Source organism: Salinibacter altiplanensis, assembly GCF_002894645.1.
Lineage (GTDB): Bacteria > Bacteroidota > Rhodothermia > Rhodothermales > Salinibacteraceae > Salinibacter > Salinibacter altiplanensis.
In genome coordinates this window covers 574275-591789 of the sequence record NZ_NCQY01000009.1, presented here as the reverse complement: position 1 = coordinate 591789, position 17515 = coordinate 574275, and the positions used below count along the sequence as shown (strand labels likewise).

Sequence of the window (17515 nt, the reverse complement as noted above, 5' to 3'; positions counted from 1 at the left end):
TTTTTTTTTTGATCGAAAATGGCTTGTCCAGTCCGGAGAATCCCCGCGACTTACTGGTGGGAATGCTCGTCGCCGTCGTGGGAATGTTCTTCGGTGTCGCCGCTGCGGCCGTGCTCGCCACTGTGGGTGCTGTCGGCGTTCATGCCGGAGGTGTCGAGTCGAGTCCTCAACGTATCCTCGTGGGCGTGATCGCCGTCGTGAGCATGATTGCCGTTTTCATGACTGGCAGCCTGCTCCTGGGTGTGGCTGTCGCCGCCATGTGAGTGGCCACCCTCACTCTCGCCTCCACATGCGGGAAGCACCAGGAGAAGCGCAACGGCAAGAAGGACGGTGAACATCGAAGAGGTCCAGTTGCGGTTCATGGCATTGATTATCTGTGATTGAGCGTGCCGAGCGAAACTGCAGATTACGGGAGGTCGAGAGGCCGTCCCATTGCGCGAAGCAAGGAAAAGTAGCGCCCCCAGAGGTCGGCCTGAAGGTCAATGTCAGTGAGGCGGGCGTCGCGGTACGCATCCGCCGCATCGAGGAGCTCGACGAGAGACATTTCGCCCTCGTCGTAGCTGGCCCGTGCAATGCGAAGCAGGTCGCCTGTGCCTTGTAGCAGATCGTCCCCGAGGAGCTGGGCCTGGCGGCGCGTGGAGGCGTATGCGGACTGGGCACGGCGGACTTCATTGCGGATCTCGCGGCGGGCGAGGAGCTTCTGGGTCCGAGTGGCCTGGAGGCGGGCCGAGGCTGCCTCTGCGTTCCCTCGATTGCGATCGAAAAACGGCAGGGGAATGCCCACACCGAGAAACGCCCCTTCGAAGCCGTCGGATTGGCGCTTGTACCCAGCGGTGAAAGACGGATCGGGCCACGCTTCTTGGCGAGCGGCGCGGAGGGACGACTCCTGCGCATTGACCTCTGATTGCCAGCGGTCCAGTTCCGGGCGCCGCTGGAGGGCCGAACGGAGGGCATTCTGCTTCGAGATTGCCGGCGGGGAGGCTGTCGGAAGAGGCCGGGCCGCGACCGACGATGCTTCGCTGGGAAGAATCAGGAGGGCAAGCTGTCGCCGGGCGCTCCGGGCCTCCAACTGGGCGGCGGCCAGGCGCTGCTCGTAGCGGGCCCGCTCCAGCCGGATGCGGCGGGCGGCGTAGCCGGACGCGTCGCCTCCGCGCTCCCGCTCGGCCACGCTGGAGTCCGCCTGCCGAAAGACGCCGGTCACCTGCCCTAAGCGACGGCGGCGCGTCTCGGCGGTGGCGGCCTCGATGTAGGCCGTGGCCACTTCCAGGGCCGACCGAGCGCTGTCCGCGGCCGTTCGGGATCGGGCCGCCGCTGCTTCCTGCTGCGCGGACGCAATTCGGGCCGAGCGGCCGCTCCACTCGATCTTCTGGCTGAGGTTCAGGTAGGTTTCCGACTGGTGGGTCCCACCGCGCCAAAGGGGCTCGTGTGTAACCTGAGCGGTTGGGTTCGGGTACGCCTCCTCTTGTCGGGCCTCCCCCTGGAGGGCCCGCACCTCCGACCGGGCGCGGCGCAGAGACAAGTTGTTCTGCCGAAAGAGGCGAAGCGCCTCGCGAAGCCCGACGGTCCGAAGCGAGTCTGCCGAACGTCCCGCGAGCGCGCTGCGATCGAGCTCGCCTGTTTGGTGGGGCGTAGCCGACGGAGGGGTATCCGCCTGAGAACGATCTGGCTGAGAACGAGCCGGCTGAGAACGAGCTGATTGCGCAAGGGCCGTCCCTCCGAGCCAACACAGAAGGAGGGCAACGGGGACGCTACGGCAGTGGAGGGAAGACATTCTGCGGGACACGTCGTTTTGAGCGTCGTTTTAAGCGCATTGACGGGGCGGATTTTAGGGCGCGAATCCTCTTGGCTCCTCCCCGGTGGGGGAGGGATCCTGAGACTGGTCTTCTTTCTGAACCGGAGCGCCGAGTGAGCGTCCAACTTGAATCCATGCCCACATCAGAAACGCGGTCCAGAGCGCCAGTCCAGAAGCGAAAAGCCACATGGAGGAAAGCTCTGATCGAAGGGACGCCGAATCCATCTAGGAATGTATGGGACGGCGGCTGTTAGGAGGTTGTCGGCCACCTGAAAAATCCAAAAGGTTCTCTTCTCGTCACCTATGCCTTCGCCAAGTGCCTCGATGTCTCCCAAACGACTCCTCTTTGTCGAGGACGAGACCGGCGTGGCTGGGCCGATCAAACGGGGCCTGGAGGAGGAGGGCTACCGTGTCCACTGGACGACAGAGGGAGAAGAAGGCCTGACCGAGGCGCTTGCCGGCTCCTACGACATTCTCATTGTCGACTGGCGACTTCCCGGCATGGACGGACGCACGCTCATCGAGCGGCTTCGGAGCGAGGAGAACTCCACCCCTGTGTTGATGCTTACGGCCCTGCAAGACGTAGACCACCGCGTGGCGGGTCTCGACGCGGGGGCGGACGACTACCTGACGAAGCCGTTCTCCTTTGAGGAGCTGCTGGCCCGCCTTCGTGCTCTGGCGCGGCGGGCCGACCGCGCATCCTCCTCTCCGGACACCCAGATGACACACCTGAAGGCGGGCGCCCTCACGATGGACACCGCCCGACGAGCGGTGCGATACGGAGCATCCGCCCTGGACCTGCGCCCGAAGGCGTATCGCTTGCTTGAGCTTCTGCTCCGCCAGAAAGGAACGGTCGTCACCCGGACCACCATCGCCGAGCGCGTCTGGGGCTCCCCGTACGACGTCACGGCGAACGCGATCGACGTGACCGTGTCGAGCCTCCGACAGGCGCTTGCGGGCGCGGACCTCACGGGCGAGTTCCTCTCCCAGGTGGCCATCGAGACGGAGCGGGGGATCGGCTACCGATTGACCGTTTCCCCGCCCAACGGTGACCCGCCTGCTGAGAACCCGCCTGCTGAGAATCCGCCTGCTGAGAACCCGCCTGCCGAAAACACGTCTTCGAGGGATCCATCTTCGGGAAACCTGTCTTCGGAAGATTCCTCTCCAGAGGATTCCTCCTCGGAGGGCCCCTCCACCACAAGCAATCCCGCCACAAGCGACTCCGTTTAGTCCTCGCCGTTCATGAACGCTCGTGCCGTCGTCTCCAGTTTTTCGATCTCAACGCGGCTTACGCTTTGGTTCGGGACCAGCCTGCTGGTCCTGCTAGGTCTCTTCGTTGCGGGGCTCTACATAAGCGTGCACCTGGGGCTGCACGACGACCTGGAGGCGCGGCTGCGCGAGGAGGCAACGGCGATCCAGGCTCATCATAAGGCCCACGGTCCCGACGGAGCGGGAGAGGCCTCGCCAATCGCGTCCCATGAGCTTCAGTCTACCCCCGGCACCTTCGTCCGTCTGCTCGGCCCTGAAGGAAAGGTGGTCCAGGCAAGTCCCTCTCTCCAGGTGCGGCCGCCGCTTTCGCCTGAGCTCCCTCCCTCGCGGGCATCTACCGTCAAAACGAGAACATGGGGGGGACTACTGCACAGTCGTTATACATGCCCGTCGATCACGCGCCCGCCGCTTGGCTGGAGGTCACAAAACTGAAGTCGCCGATTCACCGGCAGCTCCACGCCCTGCGCTGGTGGCTCGTGCTGGGGATCGGCGTCGGCGTCGGGATTGCTATGCTCGTCGGATACGGGCTGGCCCGCCGCGCCCTTCGCCCGGTCGCTGCCCTCACCGACGCGGCCAACGATATGAAAGACCGGCCCACCGGCACCCTGCCCACGGACTTCGGCGTCGAGGACGAGCTTACCGGTCTCGCAGAGACGTTCAACGGCCTGATCAAGCGGCTGCGCGCGTCCCTCCAGCGAGAGCGACGCTTCCGGGCCGACGCCGCCCACAACATGTTCACCCCCCTCACGGCTATTCAGAGCGAGCTCGACGTGACGCTTCGCAGTCCCCGCTCCGAGACCGAATACCGAGAGGCGCTCCAGGCGGTACGGCAGCACACCGAAACCCTCTCGTCACTGCTCGACGAACTGATGACCCTCTCCCAAATCGAGGCCCGCGACGGTCCGGCGGTCTCTTCCCCGATTGACGCAAGCAGCCGTATCGGCAGCCGGATCTCTCGCGTTCGGCAGCGGGCGGAAGCACAAAACATCACGCTCGAATGGGAAGCCTCCGGCAGGGTCGATGCCCTCATCTCGCCGGAGGATCTCGACCTTGTTACCGATCACCTGCTCGACAATGCCCTCAAGTACACCCCCGAGGGGGGAACGGTGACGGTCCAGGTCGCCGAGGAGAGCGGCGATGTCGTTCTGCGGGTGTCGGACTCAGGGATTGGATTTGGAGAAAAGGATGCCGACCGGCTCTTTGAGCGCTTCTACCGCACGGACCCTGCGGAGCAGCACGCTGACGGAGGTGGGCTCGGGCTTCCCATCGTGCAGGCAATTGCAGAGAGCTACGGGGGGACGGCAACAGCCTGGAGTTCTGGTCGAAAGGAGGGCAGTACCTTCGAGGGGCGGTTTCCTCTCTAGTGGGGGCTCTGTGAAACACAGGGCTACGGGCCGCAGTGGCAACCCCCGCAGCGCACGTGCGAGGTCTTGCTTCGGAAGAATGCCCTCACCGGGTGTCGGCAGACGGAGCAGTTCCGCCACGAAACGTGGGAGACGCCGTCGATCTGGGACGCTGAGCACGCCCGACGGCTTGAGAAAGGGCTCCGCCGAATGACAGGCGTCGTGGACGTGGAGGCAAGAAAAGCCGGAACTGTTCGGGTCGGATACAACCAGGGACAGGTCCGCCGCGCCGAAATCCGGGGCGGGCTTGTCCTCATGGGACTTTGGGTGAATGATATCCCCGAATAGCCATCGCGTCTGAACCTTCGGCGGAGACGGACCGCTCGGGGACGAAACGCGTTCATTTCTGCAGGAATCTTCGAGACTGGTGCCGGGGGCGTTTCTGAACACGACATTCCCAATTTCAGCACAGCAGGCCGCGTCATGAGCAATAGGCGCTTTTTTCTTCTCGGGACTGGATTCGTCGCCTTCCTCCTTGTTGCGGGCGCCCTCCTCTTGTATCTCTTCGGCACGCAGACGTACACCGTCAACGGCCGCGTGGCCGGCATCCAGGAGGACGGGCGTACCCTCGTGGTGGAGCACGAGGAGATCCCCGGCTACATGCCGCCGATGATCATGCCGCTGCCGGTGGCGGACTCCAGCATGACCGCCCCGCTGGAAAAGGGAGAAGCGATCCAGTTCCGCCTCGCCGTCGGCGACAGCGCGAGCATCATCGCCGTCCGCCCCCTTCCGGACACGGCGGTCGCCCGAAATCCGGCCCGCTCGACCACGCCGATCAAGCCGGCGGGGAGTGACGGACCGCAGATGCTCCAGGAGGGAGACCGCGTCCCCGCGGGCCTCACGCTCACGACCCAGGCCGGGGAGCCCATCCGGATGAGCGACTACCGCGGGCAGGCGCTCGCCCTGACGTTCATCTACACCCGGTGCCCGCTGCCGACCTACTGCCCGCTCATGTCGAAGCAGTTTGCGGCCCTACAGCCGACGCTCCGGAAGCAGTACGGGCAAGACGTGCAGCTGCTGTCGATCAGCTTCGACCCGGCCTACGACACGCCACAAGTGCTCCGGGAGTACGCCGCGAAATACACCGACCGCCTCGACACCTGGACCTTCGCAACCGGCGACTCAACCCAGGTGCAGCGGGCCACGGAGCTGTTTGGCGTCTCGGCACGGAAGACGGCGGAGGATGAGATTACGCACAACCTCACGACGGCCCTAATCGGGCCGGAGGGACGGGTGCAGCGCCTCTGGCGGGGCAACGACTGGGTCCCCGAAGATGTACGGGAGGCTGTGGGGCGACTCGAAGAAGACGTTTAACCGGCACGCCCGAATGAGTCTGGCTACATTTGGCGGAGCCCCTAAAGTCTGCCCCTAAATCTTTTTCTTTGGATGTACGTATGAACACTTGCTCATGTAATCATGATTAAAATACCGCAGGGGCAATGACTGCCACTGGAATCGTCTTCTGGACGACGATGGCCGTAGCGACGAGTCTCGACGTGCTCCTCATCGCGACGCTCTTTGTGCCTTCGGTGCAGTTCTGGTCGCCACCCGGCCGCCGGACGTGGCAGTGCCGGCTCGTGTGGACGCTCTACAGTCTTTTGCTTCCGGGCGTCCTCGGGGTCGCCCGTCTGAACTGGGGGACCCTTCCCCTGGACGAGTGGATCGGCCACGCCGGGCACCTGAGCACCGGGACGGGGCTAGTCGCGGTGGGAACGGGCCTTGCGCTTTGGGGAATCTACACGCTCAGTTGGCCTGCCGGCCTGGGGGTGGAGGAAGCGCTCGTCGTGAGCGGGCCCTACCGGTTCACGCGCAACCCGCAGTACGTGGGGGACATTCTCCTCGCCGCGGGGCTCCCGGTTCTCAGCGGGTCTGCCCTCCTCGCTGTCGTTGCTCCCGGGGTCGCGTTGGGATTTGTTCTTGTCCCATTCGCCGATGAGCCGTGGCTGGAAACACGGTATGGGGATGCCTATCGGCGCTATCGGGCCCGCGTCCCTCGATGGATTCCGATCTGCCGCCGCCCTGCTCTCGTGCTTGATTAACCCCCGCAGAGCTCGAACGCCTTTTCCAAACGACCCGACGGTTCTCATGCCCGCCCGGACCCAACTTGACCTGCCGATCCTTCTTCCCGACGTCCCCAGCGCGAAGGACACGTGCGTAGAGCGCTTGGCGAGCAGCCTCCAGCGCACAGAAGGGATCGAGCATGCACATGTCGTTCCGGCCGAAAACGGAGAGCCGGATCCCTTTTGCATTCACTACGATCCGGAGACTCTTTCGCTGCCGCGCATTCGACGGCTCGCAAAGAGCCGCGGCTCCGAAATTGCCGACCGGTACGGCCACCTTGTCTGGGACATCAAGGGAGGATCCCGGCCACGGCGGGCCCGGACAATTGCCAAGCGACTGCGGCGCGCCGACGGGGTCGTGGAGGCGGCGGTCAGCGCCGCGGGACGCGTACGGGTCGAATACGACCGTTCCGAGACCGACGGGGAGAAAATCCGAGATGCCCTCCTGGGGATGAACGTCCGGCCTCGGGGGGACGTGCTCGATGTAAGCGATCTTTCAACAGCAGCCCAGGAAGAGGAGTCCGGCCACGAGAAATCCGGTCACCACGAGGAAGGAGAGGGCAAAGCGGAAGGGCACGACCATGAGGGGGTCTTCGGAGAGAAAACAGAACTGATCTTCTCAATCCTCGCCGGGCTGTGCGTGGCCGTGGGGGTTGGGCTCTCGTTTACCGGCGTTTCGGCGTGGATCCCATGGGGCTTCTACGTCGGGGGCTACGTCTTCGGCGGATACTACACGGTGCAGGACGTCTTCGATGCCGTCCGGGTTGGTGATTTTGAGGTCGACGTTCTCATGCTGGTCGCCGCGGCAGGAGCGGCGGCGCTGGGGACATGGCTGGAGGGCGCGTTTCTGCTCTTCCTCTTCTCGCTGGGCCACGCGCTGGAGCACTACGCGATGGGCCGCGCCCGCCGGGCCATCGAATCGCTCGCGGAGCTCGCGCCCGATCGGGCACTGGTCCGCCGGAACGGTGAGGAGCAGGAGGTGCCGGTAGGCGAGTTGGCCGTAGGCGACACCGTTGTCGTAAAACCGAATGCGAGCATTCCCGCGGACGGATTTGTGACCGGAGGCAAGAGCGCCGTCAACCAGGCGCCGGTGACCGGCGAGAGCGTTCCCGTTGACAAAACGCCAGTGGACAACCCGGAGGCTGTAGGGAACCCGGCCGACCTGGGGCCCGCGCACCGCGTCTACGCTGGCACGATCAACGGAAGCGGCGTGCTGGAAATGCGCGTGACGAAGCGGGCCGATGAGTCGACCCTCTCGCGGGTCGTGCAGATGGTCACGGAGGCCGAAGCGGAAAAGTCCCCGACCGAGCGATTTACCAGCCGCTTTGAGCGGATTTTCGTGCCCTCGGTCCTAGGGCTCGTCGTGCTTTTGCTCTTCGCCTGGGTGCCCCTGGATGAGACGTTTGCCGATAGCTTCTACCGCGCGATGGCGGTGCTGGTGGCCGCCAGCCCGTGTGCCCTCGCCCTTGCCACGCCGAGTGCGGTGCTGAGCGGGATCGGCCGGGCCGGGCAGGGGGGCGTGCTCGTGAAGGGCGGCGGCCCGCTCGAACGGCTCGGGCGGCTCGGGGCCGTTGCGTTCGACAAGACCGGCACCCTTACGGAGGGCGCACCCCGCGTGACGGACGTGCGTCCCTGCGACGGCACCGCCGAGGGGGACCTGCTCCGCACGGCCGTCGACGTGGAGCAGCGTAGCGACCACCCGCTGGCCGAAGCCGTCGTAGAGTATGGAACTGAGAAACTGAAGGGGCAGGCGCTCGATGATGCCCACGACCTAGAGAGCATTACGGGACGGGGCGTCAAAGCATCCGTCGGGGGGCTGCCGGTCCATGTCGGGAAGAAGGAGCTATTCGATGAGGTCGAGGGACCGCCCCTTCCCGACGAGCTGCGCCAAACAACCGAACGGCTGGAATCGGAGGGCCGGACGACGGTGATCGTGCGGCGGGGCGGGGACTACCTCGGGGTCATTGGACTCGCGGATCAGCCCCGCGAGGGGGCCGCAGATGTGATCGGGCGCCTCCGCCAGATTGGCATCCGGCGGATGGTGATGATTTCGGGGGACCACCAGCGCGTTGTGGACGCGGGCGCCGCAGAGCTCGGCCTCGACGAGGCCCGTGGGGATCTCCTGCCTGACGACAAGGTCGATGCGGTGCGGGCACTCCGCGAGGAGGAAGACGTGGCGATGATTGGGGACGGCGTGAACGACGCCCCGGCGATGGCCAATGCCACCGTCGGCATCGCGATGGGCGCGGCCGGGTCGGACGTGGCGCTGGAAACGGCCGACGTGGCCCTGATGGCCGACGACCTCTCTCGTCTTCCCTTTGCTCTCGGGCTGAGTTGCCAGACGCGCCGCATCATCCGGCAAAATCTCTGGATCGCGCTCGGCACGGTGGCGGTGTTGGTGCCCGCAACAATCGCCGGCCTGAGCATTGGCCCGGCCGTGGTGCTGCACGAGGGGGCGACGCTCTTCGTGGTGGGCAATGCGCTGCGGCTGCTCCGGTACGACGCGTGACGACCGCGACGGAACTGGACTCGACCCGCCGTCCTATGAGGGCATTGACCTGCAGAGAAACATCTGGTTTTGCCTCGGCCGTTCTCCCTGCCATAGATCCACGCCCATGTCCGGAAACACCGCCTCCGACGCCCCAGCCGAAGCGCGCGACGGGGCCTGCGGAACAGAGGCAGCGCTTTCGGAGTCGCTGCCCACGGCCGCAGTCACCGACGCGACCGTCCGCCTCCTCAAAGGCTTTGCCGACCAGACGCGGCTGCGCATCCTGTGCCTGCTTCGCGACCGGGAGGTGTGCGTGCACGACATCGTGGAGGCGCTTGGCATGACCCAGTCGGCCATCAGCCACCAGCTGCGCGTGCTCCGCGACGCCCGGCTCGTCTCGCACCGACGCGAGGGGCGGCACGTCTACTACCGGCTCGCCGACGACCACGTCCGTGAGATGCTGGAAAATGCCCTGACGCACGGCGCCGAGCCGGAATCCAAGTGAACGAATACCGAGACGGGGAGGTGGCATCCTACGGGGCGCCGTCATCCGTCGGGGGGCCAAACCCTCCGCCGCCCGGAGTCTCAACGCGGAGCCGACTGCCCGCCGGGAGCGTCCGGGAAAAGTGCGCGGGAAGCTCTTCTGTACGCCCGTCGGGATGAACGAGTACCGCACGGCCTGGCGCTGCGGGCGTGCCGCCGTCGCGTCCCCACGGCGCCGTGGGGCGGCGCGTGCTAAGCATCGTCGCGGTGGTCGGCACGAGCAGTTCGTAGACGCGCACGAGCCCGTCCCCGCCCTGGAAGCGGCCCGCGCCCCCGCTGCTGGGGCGCAGCCGGTAGGCCACGACCCGGAACGGATACGCCTGCTCCAGCGCCTCGACGGGCGTGTTGAGCGTGTTTGTCATGTGCACGTGGACGCCGCTCAGGCCCTCGGCGTCCGGCCCCGCCCCCATGCCGCCGCCGATGGTCTCGTAGTAGGCGAAGGAGGACCCGTCGGGCCGCGTGCCGCCGAGGGTGAGATTGTTCATCGTGCCCTGTCCGGCGGCGGGGACCCGGTCGGGCAGCGCCTGCGTGAGCGCCCCGAGCACCGCGTCCACGATGCGCTGGGAGGTCTCCACGTTGCCGCCCGCCACCGCGTGCGGCGCCACGGCGTTCACGAGCGAGCCCTCCGGGGCCCTTACCGACACCGGGGCGAAGCTGCCCGCGTTCACCGGGATCGTGCCCTCGGTGAGGCCCTGCACCACGTAGTAGCAGGCCGACTCGGTGATCGGGAGCACGGCGTTCAGGTTACCGTCCACCGCGTCGTCGGTCCCGTTGAAGTCGAACGTGATGGTGTTGTCCGCCACCGTCGCGGCCACGCGGATCGTAGCAGTGTTGCCGCCGGGCAGCTCCAGCTCATCGGCGAACCGGTACGTTCCTGCCGGCCAGCCGGACAGGGCCGCTCGCACGCGGCGCTCGCTGTAGCCTTGAAGGTGGCGGGCGTAGGCGGTGACCTCCGCCGTGCCGTGCGCCTCCGCGAGGGCCTGCAGGCGCTCTGCACCGACCGAGTGGGCTGCCCGCTGCGCCGCAAGGTCGCCCCGCCGCTCCTCCGGGGTGCGCACGTTGCGGAGAAAGGTTTGGAGCAGCGCGTCGTTGCGCGTGCCGCCGTCATACAGCTTGACGGGCGGGAGGATGGTGCCCTCCTGCACCAGCTCGGTGGCGAGGGGCAGCGACCCCGGTGTCATCCCGCCCACGTCGGCGTGGTGGGCGCGGCTGGCCACGAAGAACGAGGGCGTGTCCCGCGTGCCGACGAACACGGGCGAGACCATCGTCACGTCCGGCAGGTGCGTGCCGCCCGCGTACGGGTCGTTGAGCACCACCACGTCGCCCTCGGCCCAAGTGTCGACGGCGGCGCAGGCGGCCCCGACGCTCGCGGGCATGGCGCCGAGATGGACCGGGATGTGGGCGGCCTGGGCCACGAGGGCCCCGTCTCCGTCGAACACGGCGCAGGAGAGGTCGAGCCGCTCCTTGATGTTGGGCGAGTGGCTGGTGCGCCGGAGCGTCACGCCCATCTCGTCGGCCACGCCCTCGAAGCGGTGGCGGTAGAGCTCCAGCAGGATGGGGTCGGCGTCGGGCATGCGAGCGCGCCTGAACGCGTGGAAAATGCCGCGGTGGACCTGGAGCGCAGAGACGCGGCGTGTCCCTCTTCGTTCCGGTTGCGTGGAGGGCGCCCAAACACAGCGTCTCGCCGTGTGCGGGCCACTGCTTTCCGTAGCGGGGGAGCGTAACCGTTTGCCACGCCGGAGGAGTCCTCGTCGACCGGAAGGATGCCACTGCACGGGACCTGACGAAGTGGGCCTCCCCTCTCGTCCGTCGTGGGGGCCGTCGAGCCGAGTCCGTGGAGACTCGGCAGCACGAGGTTCAGTTCCGAATCGGTTCTTCCGATCGGAGCGAGAAACGAAAAGCCCCGCCGGCCTGGTCTCGTGGAAGGGACGGCCGACGGGGGGCCGCAGCTACCGCTGCAAGCAGGACAAAAAACTCGCAGGGCCGGTCGGTTCGTTCCCGCATTGCGGGTCGTCCCCGTTATCAAAGCGCTAATAAATGACGATTTGCTTATGACGATTTGCTCCTAAATGGCGACTTGCGTCAACGCGGACGTAGTGTTGGTCATCATCCGGCGACATTGTGGAGCCCCGGCACGATCGCTGGTCGTTTGTGCTGTCGGCCCGCGGCGCCGTTCGGGGCAGGCCCGCCGAAAAGACGACCGCCGTCTTCGCCGCTGGGAGAGGCATCCCTGCCCCAAAACGTCGTTCGGCCCCGGGCCCGGCACAGAATGAAGTGCAGTGCCCGACTTAGGGACCCCCGCCCCGCTGCCGATAACGTGAGCGAAGCGCAATCGTCAGCCCACCACGAAGCAGTGATCGTCATGTCCCGCAGTGTCTCCTCTTCCCCTGTTCAGTCTCCCTCCAGCCGCCGCGAGTTGTCGTGGACGGGGTGCGAACGCGAGGTCAGGAAGCTCCACACCGACGCGTCGGAAGACCTCGACAGGCCACAGTCCCGTCGGCTGTACGCGCTGGAGCTTTCTGCGTCTCGCCACGCCGGGAAGTCGCCGCACCACCTGCTGGAGCAGGCGAAACGGGTGCTTCGGTAGCCGCTGCGGGCCCCTACACGAATGCGCTCTGGCCCGTGATGGCGCGGCCCACGATGAGCGCGTTCATCTCGCGGGAGCCTTCGTAGGAGTAGACCCCCTCCGCGTCGGCAAAGAGGCGGGCAACGTCGTGGTCCAGCAGAATGCCGTTGCCGCCCATGATGCCGCGGGCGATGGAGACGACCTCGCGCATCGTGTCGCAGGCCCAGACCTTGGCCAGGCTGGACCGCTCGTTGCTGATCGCTCCTTCCCCGGCCTCCAGCCGGCCGAGCTGCATCACGAACGTTTGCAGCGCCGTCACCTTGCCGAGCATCGTGACGAGCTTGTCCTGCACCATCTGAAACGAGGAGGTCGGCTGGCCGAACTGGGTGCGCTCGTTGCAGTAGGCGAGCGCCTTCTCGTAGGCCCCGGTGGCGAGCCCCGCGGCCTCCCAGGCCACGCTGGCGCGGCAGGTCGCGAGCTGGGCGCTCACGTCCCCAAAGTGGGACACGCCGGGAAGCCGGTTGGCCTCCGGAAGCTCGACGCCGTCCAGCTCGATGAGTCCGTTCTCCACGCCCCGCTTGGCCACTTTGCCGCCGATTTGCTCCACGTGGTAGCCGGGCCGATCCTGCTCGACGAGGAATCCCTTGATGTGGCCGTCGGCCTCGTCGCGGGCCCACACAACGGTCACGTCGGCGAACGTGGCGTTGCCGGCCCACTTCTTCGCGCCGTCCAGGACCCACGTGTCGCCCTTCCGTCGGGCGGTGGTTGCCAGTCCCTGGGACACATCGGAGCCGTGGGCCGGCTCGGTGAGCGCCCAGGAGCCGATCATGTCGAAGGCCGCCAGCGGCTGGAGGAACCGCTCCTGCTGCGCCTCGGAGCCGAAGAGCGCCACCGACCCCATGCACAGCAGGGCATGCACGCCCCAGAACGTGCAGAACGACGGCTCGACCCGCGACATCTCGAAGCTGATGAGGTTCGTCCGCACCGGGTCGTTGGACGGGAACGTGTAGGCGTCCCTGCCGACGACCTCGTCGAAGAGCGCGCCGGCCTTCGGAATGAGCGCCTTCGGAAACGTCCCGTCCTCCCACATCTCGTTGGCAATTGGCTCGACCTCGTCCTGCATGAACGACCGCACCGTCTCCCGCGTCGCGTTCTGCGCGTCGGTCAGGTCCCCGAAAACATCGTAGACGTCCGGGTTCACCGGCGGAGGAGGGGAGGGGCGCTGCGGCGCCTGGGGCCGGGCCCCATCGGCCAGTCGGTCCAGGTCTTCTTCGTCCAGGGTGCTCAGCGCGCCGAGGAGTTGGTCCACGTCGGCCTTTTCGTCGAGGCGGGCAAGGGCGTCCGCGTCGAGGTCGGCGGTGGCGGGACTGTCAGGCATAGGTGCACAAAGGAGAGAGGTTGGGCAGGAAGGCTGCGGAGAAGCTGTAGGGGCGCACAGCGAAGCCGGGCCGCACACGAACCGTCTCCGAAGGGGCCGCTCCTTCCTCGCGGGGAGCCCTTGGAGAAGTGTATTCTTGCGAGGCCAGGTCGCTGGTGCCACGGAAGCGCTTCGATCTACGAATGGACACCTCTGGCGTGGAGGTTCTCCGGCCGGCGGCCTCGACGACTTTGGTACAAGAATGTTCAGTTGCGCCGGGGACGCGGGCCGGAGGGGCCTGCGAGGACAGGGCCTCCGAGCCGGGGCTCGTCTCGACGTTCGCCCGCAGGGGGGAACGGAAAGACAGCCCACCGCCGCCGGATACGAGCGGGCCACTCAGTACCGGAGGCGAATCAGTACCGGAGGCGGATCGACACAGTCATCCGGCGGCCGGGCAGGGTGCGGGCCCACCGCGACACCGACCCGTCTCGTTGTGGCTCCAGGCCCCAGTCCGCCACGTTCTTGCGGCTCAGCACGTTGGCCACGCCGAGCCGGCCCTCGACGTCCACGCCCGCCCAGGAGTGGGCGAGGCGCACGCCGAGGTCGAGCCGATACCGCGGCGGCAGCCGATGGGTGCCGGGCCGGTCCAGCCGAATCTCGTCCCATTCCTTCCCGGGGGGCGACGGCGTCAGGTACGCGTAGTACGCCCGCCGGTAGCCCCACCGGCGCCCCCACACGCCCTCGCCGGTGGCCTCCAGGGCGACCCCGGCCCCGAGCGGCACCTCCGCGTTGAGGGCAAGGCGGTGGGGCTCGATCCACGGCACCGGCGTCTGCCGCCCGTCGAACCGGCCGGGAAAGGTGCGCTCGGCCCGGCTGTAGGCGTACTGCAGCGAGCCGGTCAGGGCCGATCCTTCGTACGTCACGTCCAGCCCACCGCCGTACGCGACCCCGCGGCTCGGGGCGATGAATTGAGCCGGATCGGGGGCGGCCCTCGTGCCGGCGGGGGCCGCCCGCAGGGCCGGATAGTCGATGGCGAGCAGGTGTGGCTGCCACTTCCGGTACCCCTCCAGGTCAATCTGCCAGCGAGGGGCGGGCGCCCACGTCAGGTCGGCCGCCAGGTGGTAGGTACGGGGCGGCGCGAGGGAGCCGGTCAGAGGAAGCCACATCTGTGTTGTGGGAACGACCGCCGTGGCGCCGTCGCGGCTCAGGTCAAACTGCGCGGTAAACTGGCGGTAGAGGCCGCCCCGCACGCTCAGGGCCACCGTGCCGAGCCGACCCACCGGCCGGTCGTAGCGAATCGCCCCTCGCGGCTCTGCAAAGACGGGGCCCTGGGCGGGGCGCCCCGTCAGCCGAAGCCCCCCTCCAGCTGGGCGTGGGGCCCGAGGCCGACCGTCAGCTCGGCCGCGGTCGCCAGCCGGGTCGAGCGCGCCTGGTGTTGGAGGCGGGGCGCAAACGCGTTTCCGATGCGGAACCGGCTTCGCTGGTGCGTCAGGCCGCCGGACCACACGAGGCTCCAGCGGGGGCCGAGGGCGAAGTCGACCTGCCCCTTCAAGAGGGCCTTCGTGACCTCGTTTGCCCCCTCTTGTCCCTGGGCCGCCTGACGGGCCGCGGCCGTGGCCGCATTGGGCTCCGCAAACGAGGAGGTGAACTGAATCTCCCCGGTCTCGGAGCGGGTCGCGCTCCGGTAGTGACTCACGCCGGCCTGCAGGCTTCCGGTCGTGCGGCCGGAGATTGGGGCCTCGTAGCGGGCCTGGGCGGTCGTGTTCGACCAGTCGTACTCGTCGCGGGTGGGCAGCTTGAACAACGTGGTGCTGAAGGGAGGATCCTCGTTCCCGCCGGTCTGGTCCTGGCCGGTGCCGACCGGCTGGCCCAGCACCAGGTCGGCCCCGAGGGTGCTCCGGCCGTGGTAGGCCGAGAGAGTGAGGCGCTCGGCCGGGCCGAGCTCGAAGCGGGCCGCGCCGTGCAGGTCGAAGAACCCAGCGTTCGGCTGCGTGCGGGCCCCCAGCGAGCCGCCCTCAATCGGCGCGTCGGGGGGAAGTCGGGCCGCCGTGAGCATCGGGTCGAGGGTCGACCAGCGGTCAATCAGGGCGTGAAGCCCGGCGTCCTGGTACACGTCCCACATGCTCACCCGGCCGGCCACCATGGCCGAGACGGGCGTCGTGCCGATTGTCGTGGTGCCCTGCAGCCGGGCGCCGAGGCTCCGCGAATCGGCGCGAACGGTGCCGTACTCTCCGCCGGGGGCCGAGAGGGCGTGGTGCAGGTCGAGGGTGCCGGAGAGGGCGTTGCCGTGGAGGGCCCCAAAGCCGGCCTTCCGGGCCGTGAGGCCCTCCAGGGCCAGCGGGCTGAAGGCGCCGAGGAGGCGGCCCGCGCTCGCCGGGTTGCGCACGGGCATGCCGTCGAGGCGGAGCGTGTGCCCGCTGGTGGGGCTCCCCTGTATGTGAAGGTCGGCGTAGGGCGGCGACGCGGTGACGCCGAGCACGGTCCCGGCCGCGTCGAGGGCGTCGGGTCCCTCGGCGGCCCCCCCGGCCCGCAACGGGGCGGTCGGCACGCGGTCGGCGTCGGGCCGGGCGGACGTGAGGCCGTACCGGTCGGCATCAATGACGAGCGAGTCAGCCGCGATGGGCGAGGGGGCGAGCGTGGCCTCGTGGCGGGCCGTCCCGTCCGGGGGGACGTAGATGGTCGCCTCGTGGCGGCGGTAGCCGAGGTGGCTCACCACGACCGTGTGCGGGCCCGGGAGCAGGCCCGGCAGGCGGAAGCGGCCGGTCGAGTCGGTGGCCGTTCCCCGAAACGCCTGCGCCTCCGGCAGTCGGACGTGGGCGTTCGCCAGGGGGCGGCCCGCCTCGCCGTCCCGCACGATGCCGGCCAGCCGGCCCTCCTGCGGCGGGCGCCGGACGGGTGCGCGCAAGACGTACGTGCCCCTGGAGGTCTGGACGTAGTCGATTGGATGCCCCTCCAGCAGGCAGCGCAGGAGGGCGTCCGGAGGAGAGTCCTCCGTGACGCAGGACGCCCGGCGGTCGGCCACGAGGGACGCGTCGTACACGAGGCTGATGCCGGTCGCCGTGGCCATCTGCTCCAGGGCCTGGCCCAGCGGAGCGTCCTGGATGCCGAGCGACGCAGGCATGCCCGCCCCGGACTGGGCCCCCGCACGGCCCCCGAGGCCCCAGAGGAGAAGCACCACCAGGAGCCCGCTCCCACGGAATGCACCCAGCATGTCGGTCGTGGCCATGTCGGTCATGGCGGCCGGAGCGGGGCGAGGAAGAGATGAACGGAGAAGAGGCGTAGGGACCCATCCGATCGGCCCGAGCTACCGATCGTCCGGCGCCGCAAAGAGTTCAAAGCCTCGGCTCGTGGGGCGGTAGTTCAGATCGCGGGCCGTACAGAGGTCGTGAAGAATGGTTTCTAGGTCGGGCGCCTCCGGGTAGTAGAGGGAGACCGGCGCCCGTGTTCGGTCCACAGAGTCGTGAAGGCGAAGGGTCGCGTCGAAGCGGCGCTCCAGGTCGTGGAGCACCGCAACGAGCGGCCGGGCCCGCGCCGCAAACCCGCTGGTGCGCCAGGCAAGGGCGTGTGTGGTGGCCGTTGACTCCGGGGCACTCGGGGCGGCGCCCGGGCCGGCCACCCGGCTTGCCTCTCCGGGTTCGGACAGTACCACGCGCCGGTTCGACTGCGTCCGGGCGGCCACTTCCACACGGCCCTCGATCAGGGTGACCTCGGTCCGCGCTGCGCTGTCGTCGGGGCGAGAGCGCACGTTGAAGCGGGTGCCCGTGACGGCCACCTCCGCGCTGGCCGTTTCGATGACGAAGGGACGGGCCTCGTCGGCCACCGCAAAGAAGGCCTCCCCCTCCAGCTGCACGGACCGCCGGTCGGCGTCGAGGAACGGCCAGGCCTGGAAGTCTCGCCGGTGGGTGAGGGTGGTGCCGCTGTTGAGGTCAACGGTCGATCCGTCGGGCAGCGTGGCCGTGGACTGCTGCCCCGGCGGGGCGGTGACCGTGACCGGCTGGCGCCACAGCCAGAGGCCGCCCACCAGCACGACGGCGGCG

Annotated in this window: 16 protein-coding genes; 9 read left to right on the top strand and 7 right to left on the bottom strand. The window is 68.0% G+C overall.

Annotated elements, in window-relative coordinates:
- The coding region (locus B7R93_RS15755; RefSeq protein WP_232798057.1) for a hypothetical protein at nucleotides 1-263 on the top strand (263 nt) is incomplete at its 5' end.
- 143 nt (nucleotides 264-406) lie between these two features.
- Here the strand turns inward: B7R93_RS15755 and B7R93_RS05660 are convergent.
- Entirely contained in the window at nucleotides 407-1519 is a 1113-nt protein-coding gene (locus B7R93_RS05660; RefSeq protein WP_198598591.1) for a TolC family protein, read from the bottom strand.
- A gap of 597 nt (nucleotides 1520-2116) precedes the next feature.
- On the opposite strand from B7R93_RS05660, the gene B7R93_RS05655 reads away from it, so the two are divergent.
- Nucleotides 2117-3022, top strand: coding sequence for a response regulator transcription factor (locus B7R93_RS05655; protein ID WP_103019829.1), 906 nt, complete (start codon nucleotides 2117-2119; stop codon nucleotides 3020-3022).
- A 93-nt stretch (nucleotides 3023-3115) separates the two neighbouring features.
- On the opposite strand, the gene B7R93_RS15215 is transcribed toward B7R93_RS05655, so the two are convergent.
- Nucleotides 3116-3271: a hypothetical protein gene (locus tag B7R93_RS15215; protein WP_157942211.1), complete on the bottom strand. Its 156-nt coding sequence runs from the start codon at nucleotides 3269-3271 to the stop codon at nucleotides 3116-3118.
- A 173-nt stretch (nucleotides 3272-3444) separates the two neighbouring features.
- Between B7R93_RS15215 and B7R93_RS05650 the strand changes: the two genes are divergently transcribed.
- From B7R93_RS05650 to B7R93_RS05625, 6 genes are all read left to right on the top strand, one after another.
- Complete coding sequence (locus B7R93_RS05650; protein WP_198598590.1) at nucleotides 3445-4425, top strand: HAMP domain-containing sensor histidine kinase; 981 nt, start codon at nucleotides 3445-3447, stop codon at nucleotides 4423-4425.
- Between the two features lie 66 nt (nucleotides 4426-4491).
- On the top strand, nucleotides 4492-4752 hold the full coding sequence (locus B7R93_RS05645) for a hypothetical protein (protein ID WP_103019827.1): 261 nt from the start codon (nucleotides 4492-4494) through the stop codon (nucleotides 4750-4752).
- 135 nt (nucleotides 4753-4887) lie between these two features.
- Nucleotides 4888-5778, top strand: coding sequence for an SCO family protein (locus tag B7R93_RS05640; protein WP_103019826.1), 891 nt, complete (start codon nucleotides 4888-4890; stop codon nucleotides 5776-5778).
- A gap of 125 nt (nucleotides 5779-5903) precedes the next feature.
- Nucleotides 5904-6503, top strand: coding sequence for a methyltransferase family protein (locus B7R93_RS05635; RefSeq protein WP_103019825.1), 600 nt, complete (start codon nucleotides 5904-5906; stop codon nucleotides 6501-6503).
- A 46-nt stretch (nucleotides 6504-6549) separates the two neighbouring features.
- Nucleotides 6550-9033, top strand: coding sequence for a heavy metal translocating P-type ATPase (locus B7R93_RS05630; protein WP_103019824.1), 2484 nt, complete (start codon nucleotides 6550-6552; stop codon nucleotides 9031-9033).
- A gap of 106 nt (nucleotides 9034-9139) precedes the next feature.
- Entirely contained in the window at nucleotides 9140-9517 is a 378-nt protein-coding gene (locus B7R93_RS05625) for an ArsR/SmtB family transcription factor (RefSeq protein ID WP_103019823.1), read from the top strand.
- Between the two features lie 28 nt (nucleotides 9518-9545).
- On the opposite strand, the gene B7R93_RS05620 is transcribed toward B7R93_RS05625, so the two are convergent.
- On the bottom strand, nucleotides 9546-11129 hold the full coding sequence (locus B7R93_RS05620; RefSeq protein WP_103019822.1) for a hydantoinase B/oxoprolinase family protein: 1584 nt from the start codon (nucleotides 11127-11129) through the stop codon (nucleotides 9546-9548).
- Between the two features lie 788 nt (nucleotides 11130-11917).
- Here B7R93_RS05620 and B7R93_RS05615 point away from each other — a divergent pair.
- Entirely contained in the window at nucleotides 11918-12142 is a 225-nt protein-coding gene (locus B7R93_RS05615) for a hypothetical protein (protein WP_157942210.1), read from the top strand.
- 13 nt (nucleotides 12143-12155) lie between these two features.
- On the opposite strand, the gene B7R93_RS05610 is transcribed toward B7R93_RS05615, so the two are convergent.
- From B7R93_RS05610 to B7R93_RS05600, 4 genes are all read right to left on the bottom strand, one after another.
- Complete coding sequence (locus tag B7R93_RS05610) at nucleotides 12156-13499, bottom strand: acyl-CoA dehydrogenase family protein (RefSeq protein WP_103019820.1); 1344 nt, start codon at nucleotides 13497-13499, stop codon at nucleotides 12156-12158.
- 392 nt (nucleotides 13500-13891) lie between these two features.
- Nucleotides 13892-14758 carry a hypothetical protein gene (locus B7R93_RS15750; protein ID WP_232798056.1) on the bottom strand — a complete coding sequence of 289 codons (867 nt, stop codon included), beginning with the start codon at nucleotides 14756-14758 and terminating at the stop codon, nucleotides 13892-13894.
- A 65-nt stretch (nucleotides 14759-14823) separates the two neighbouring features.
- Nucleotides 14824-16713, bottom strand: a complete 1890-nt coding sequence (locus B7R93_RS05605) for a carboxypeptidase regulatory-like domain-containing protein (RefSeq protein ID WP_232798055.1) — start codon at nucleotides 16711-16713, stop codon at nucleotides 14824-14826.
- A gap of 69 nt (nucleotides 16714-16782) precedes the next feature.
- Nucleotides 16783-17515 (bottom strand): FecR family protein (locus B7R93_RS05600; RefSeq protein WP_232798054.1); only part of this gene is annotated, 733 nt, incomplete at its 5' end.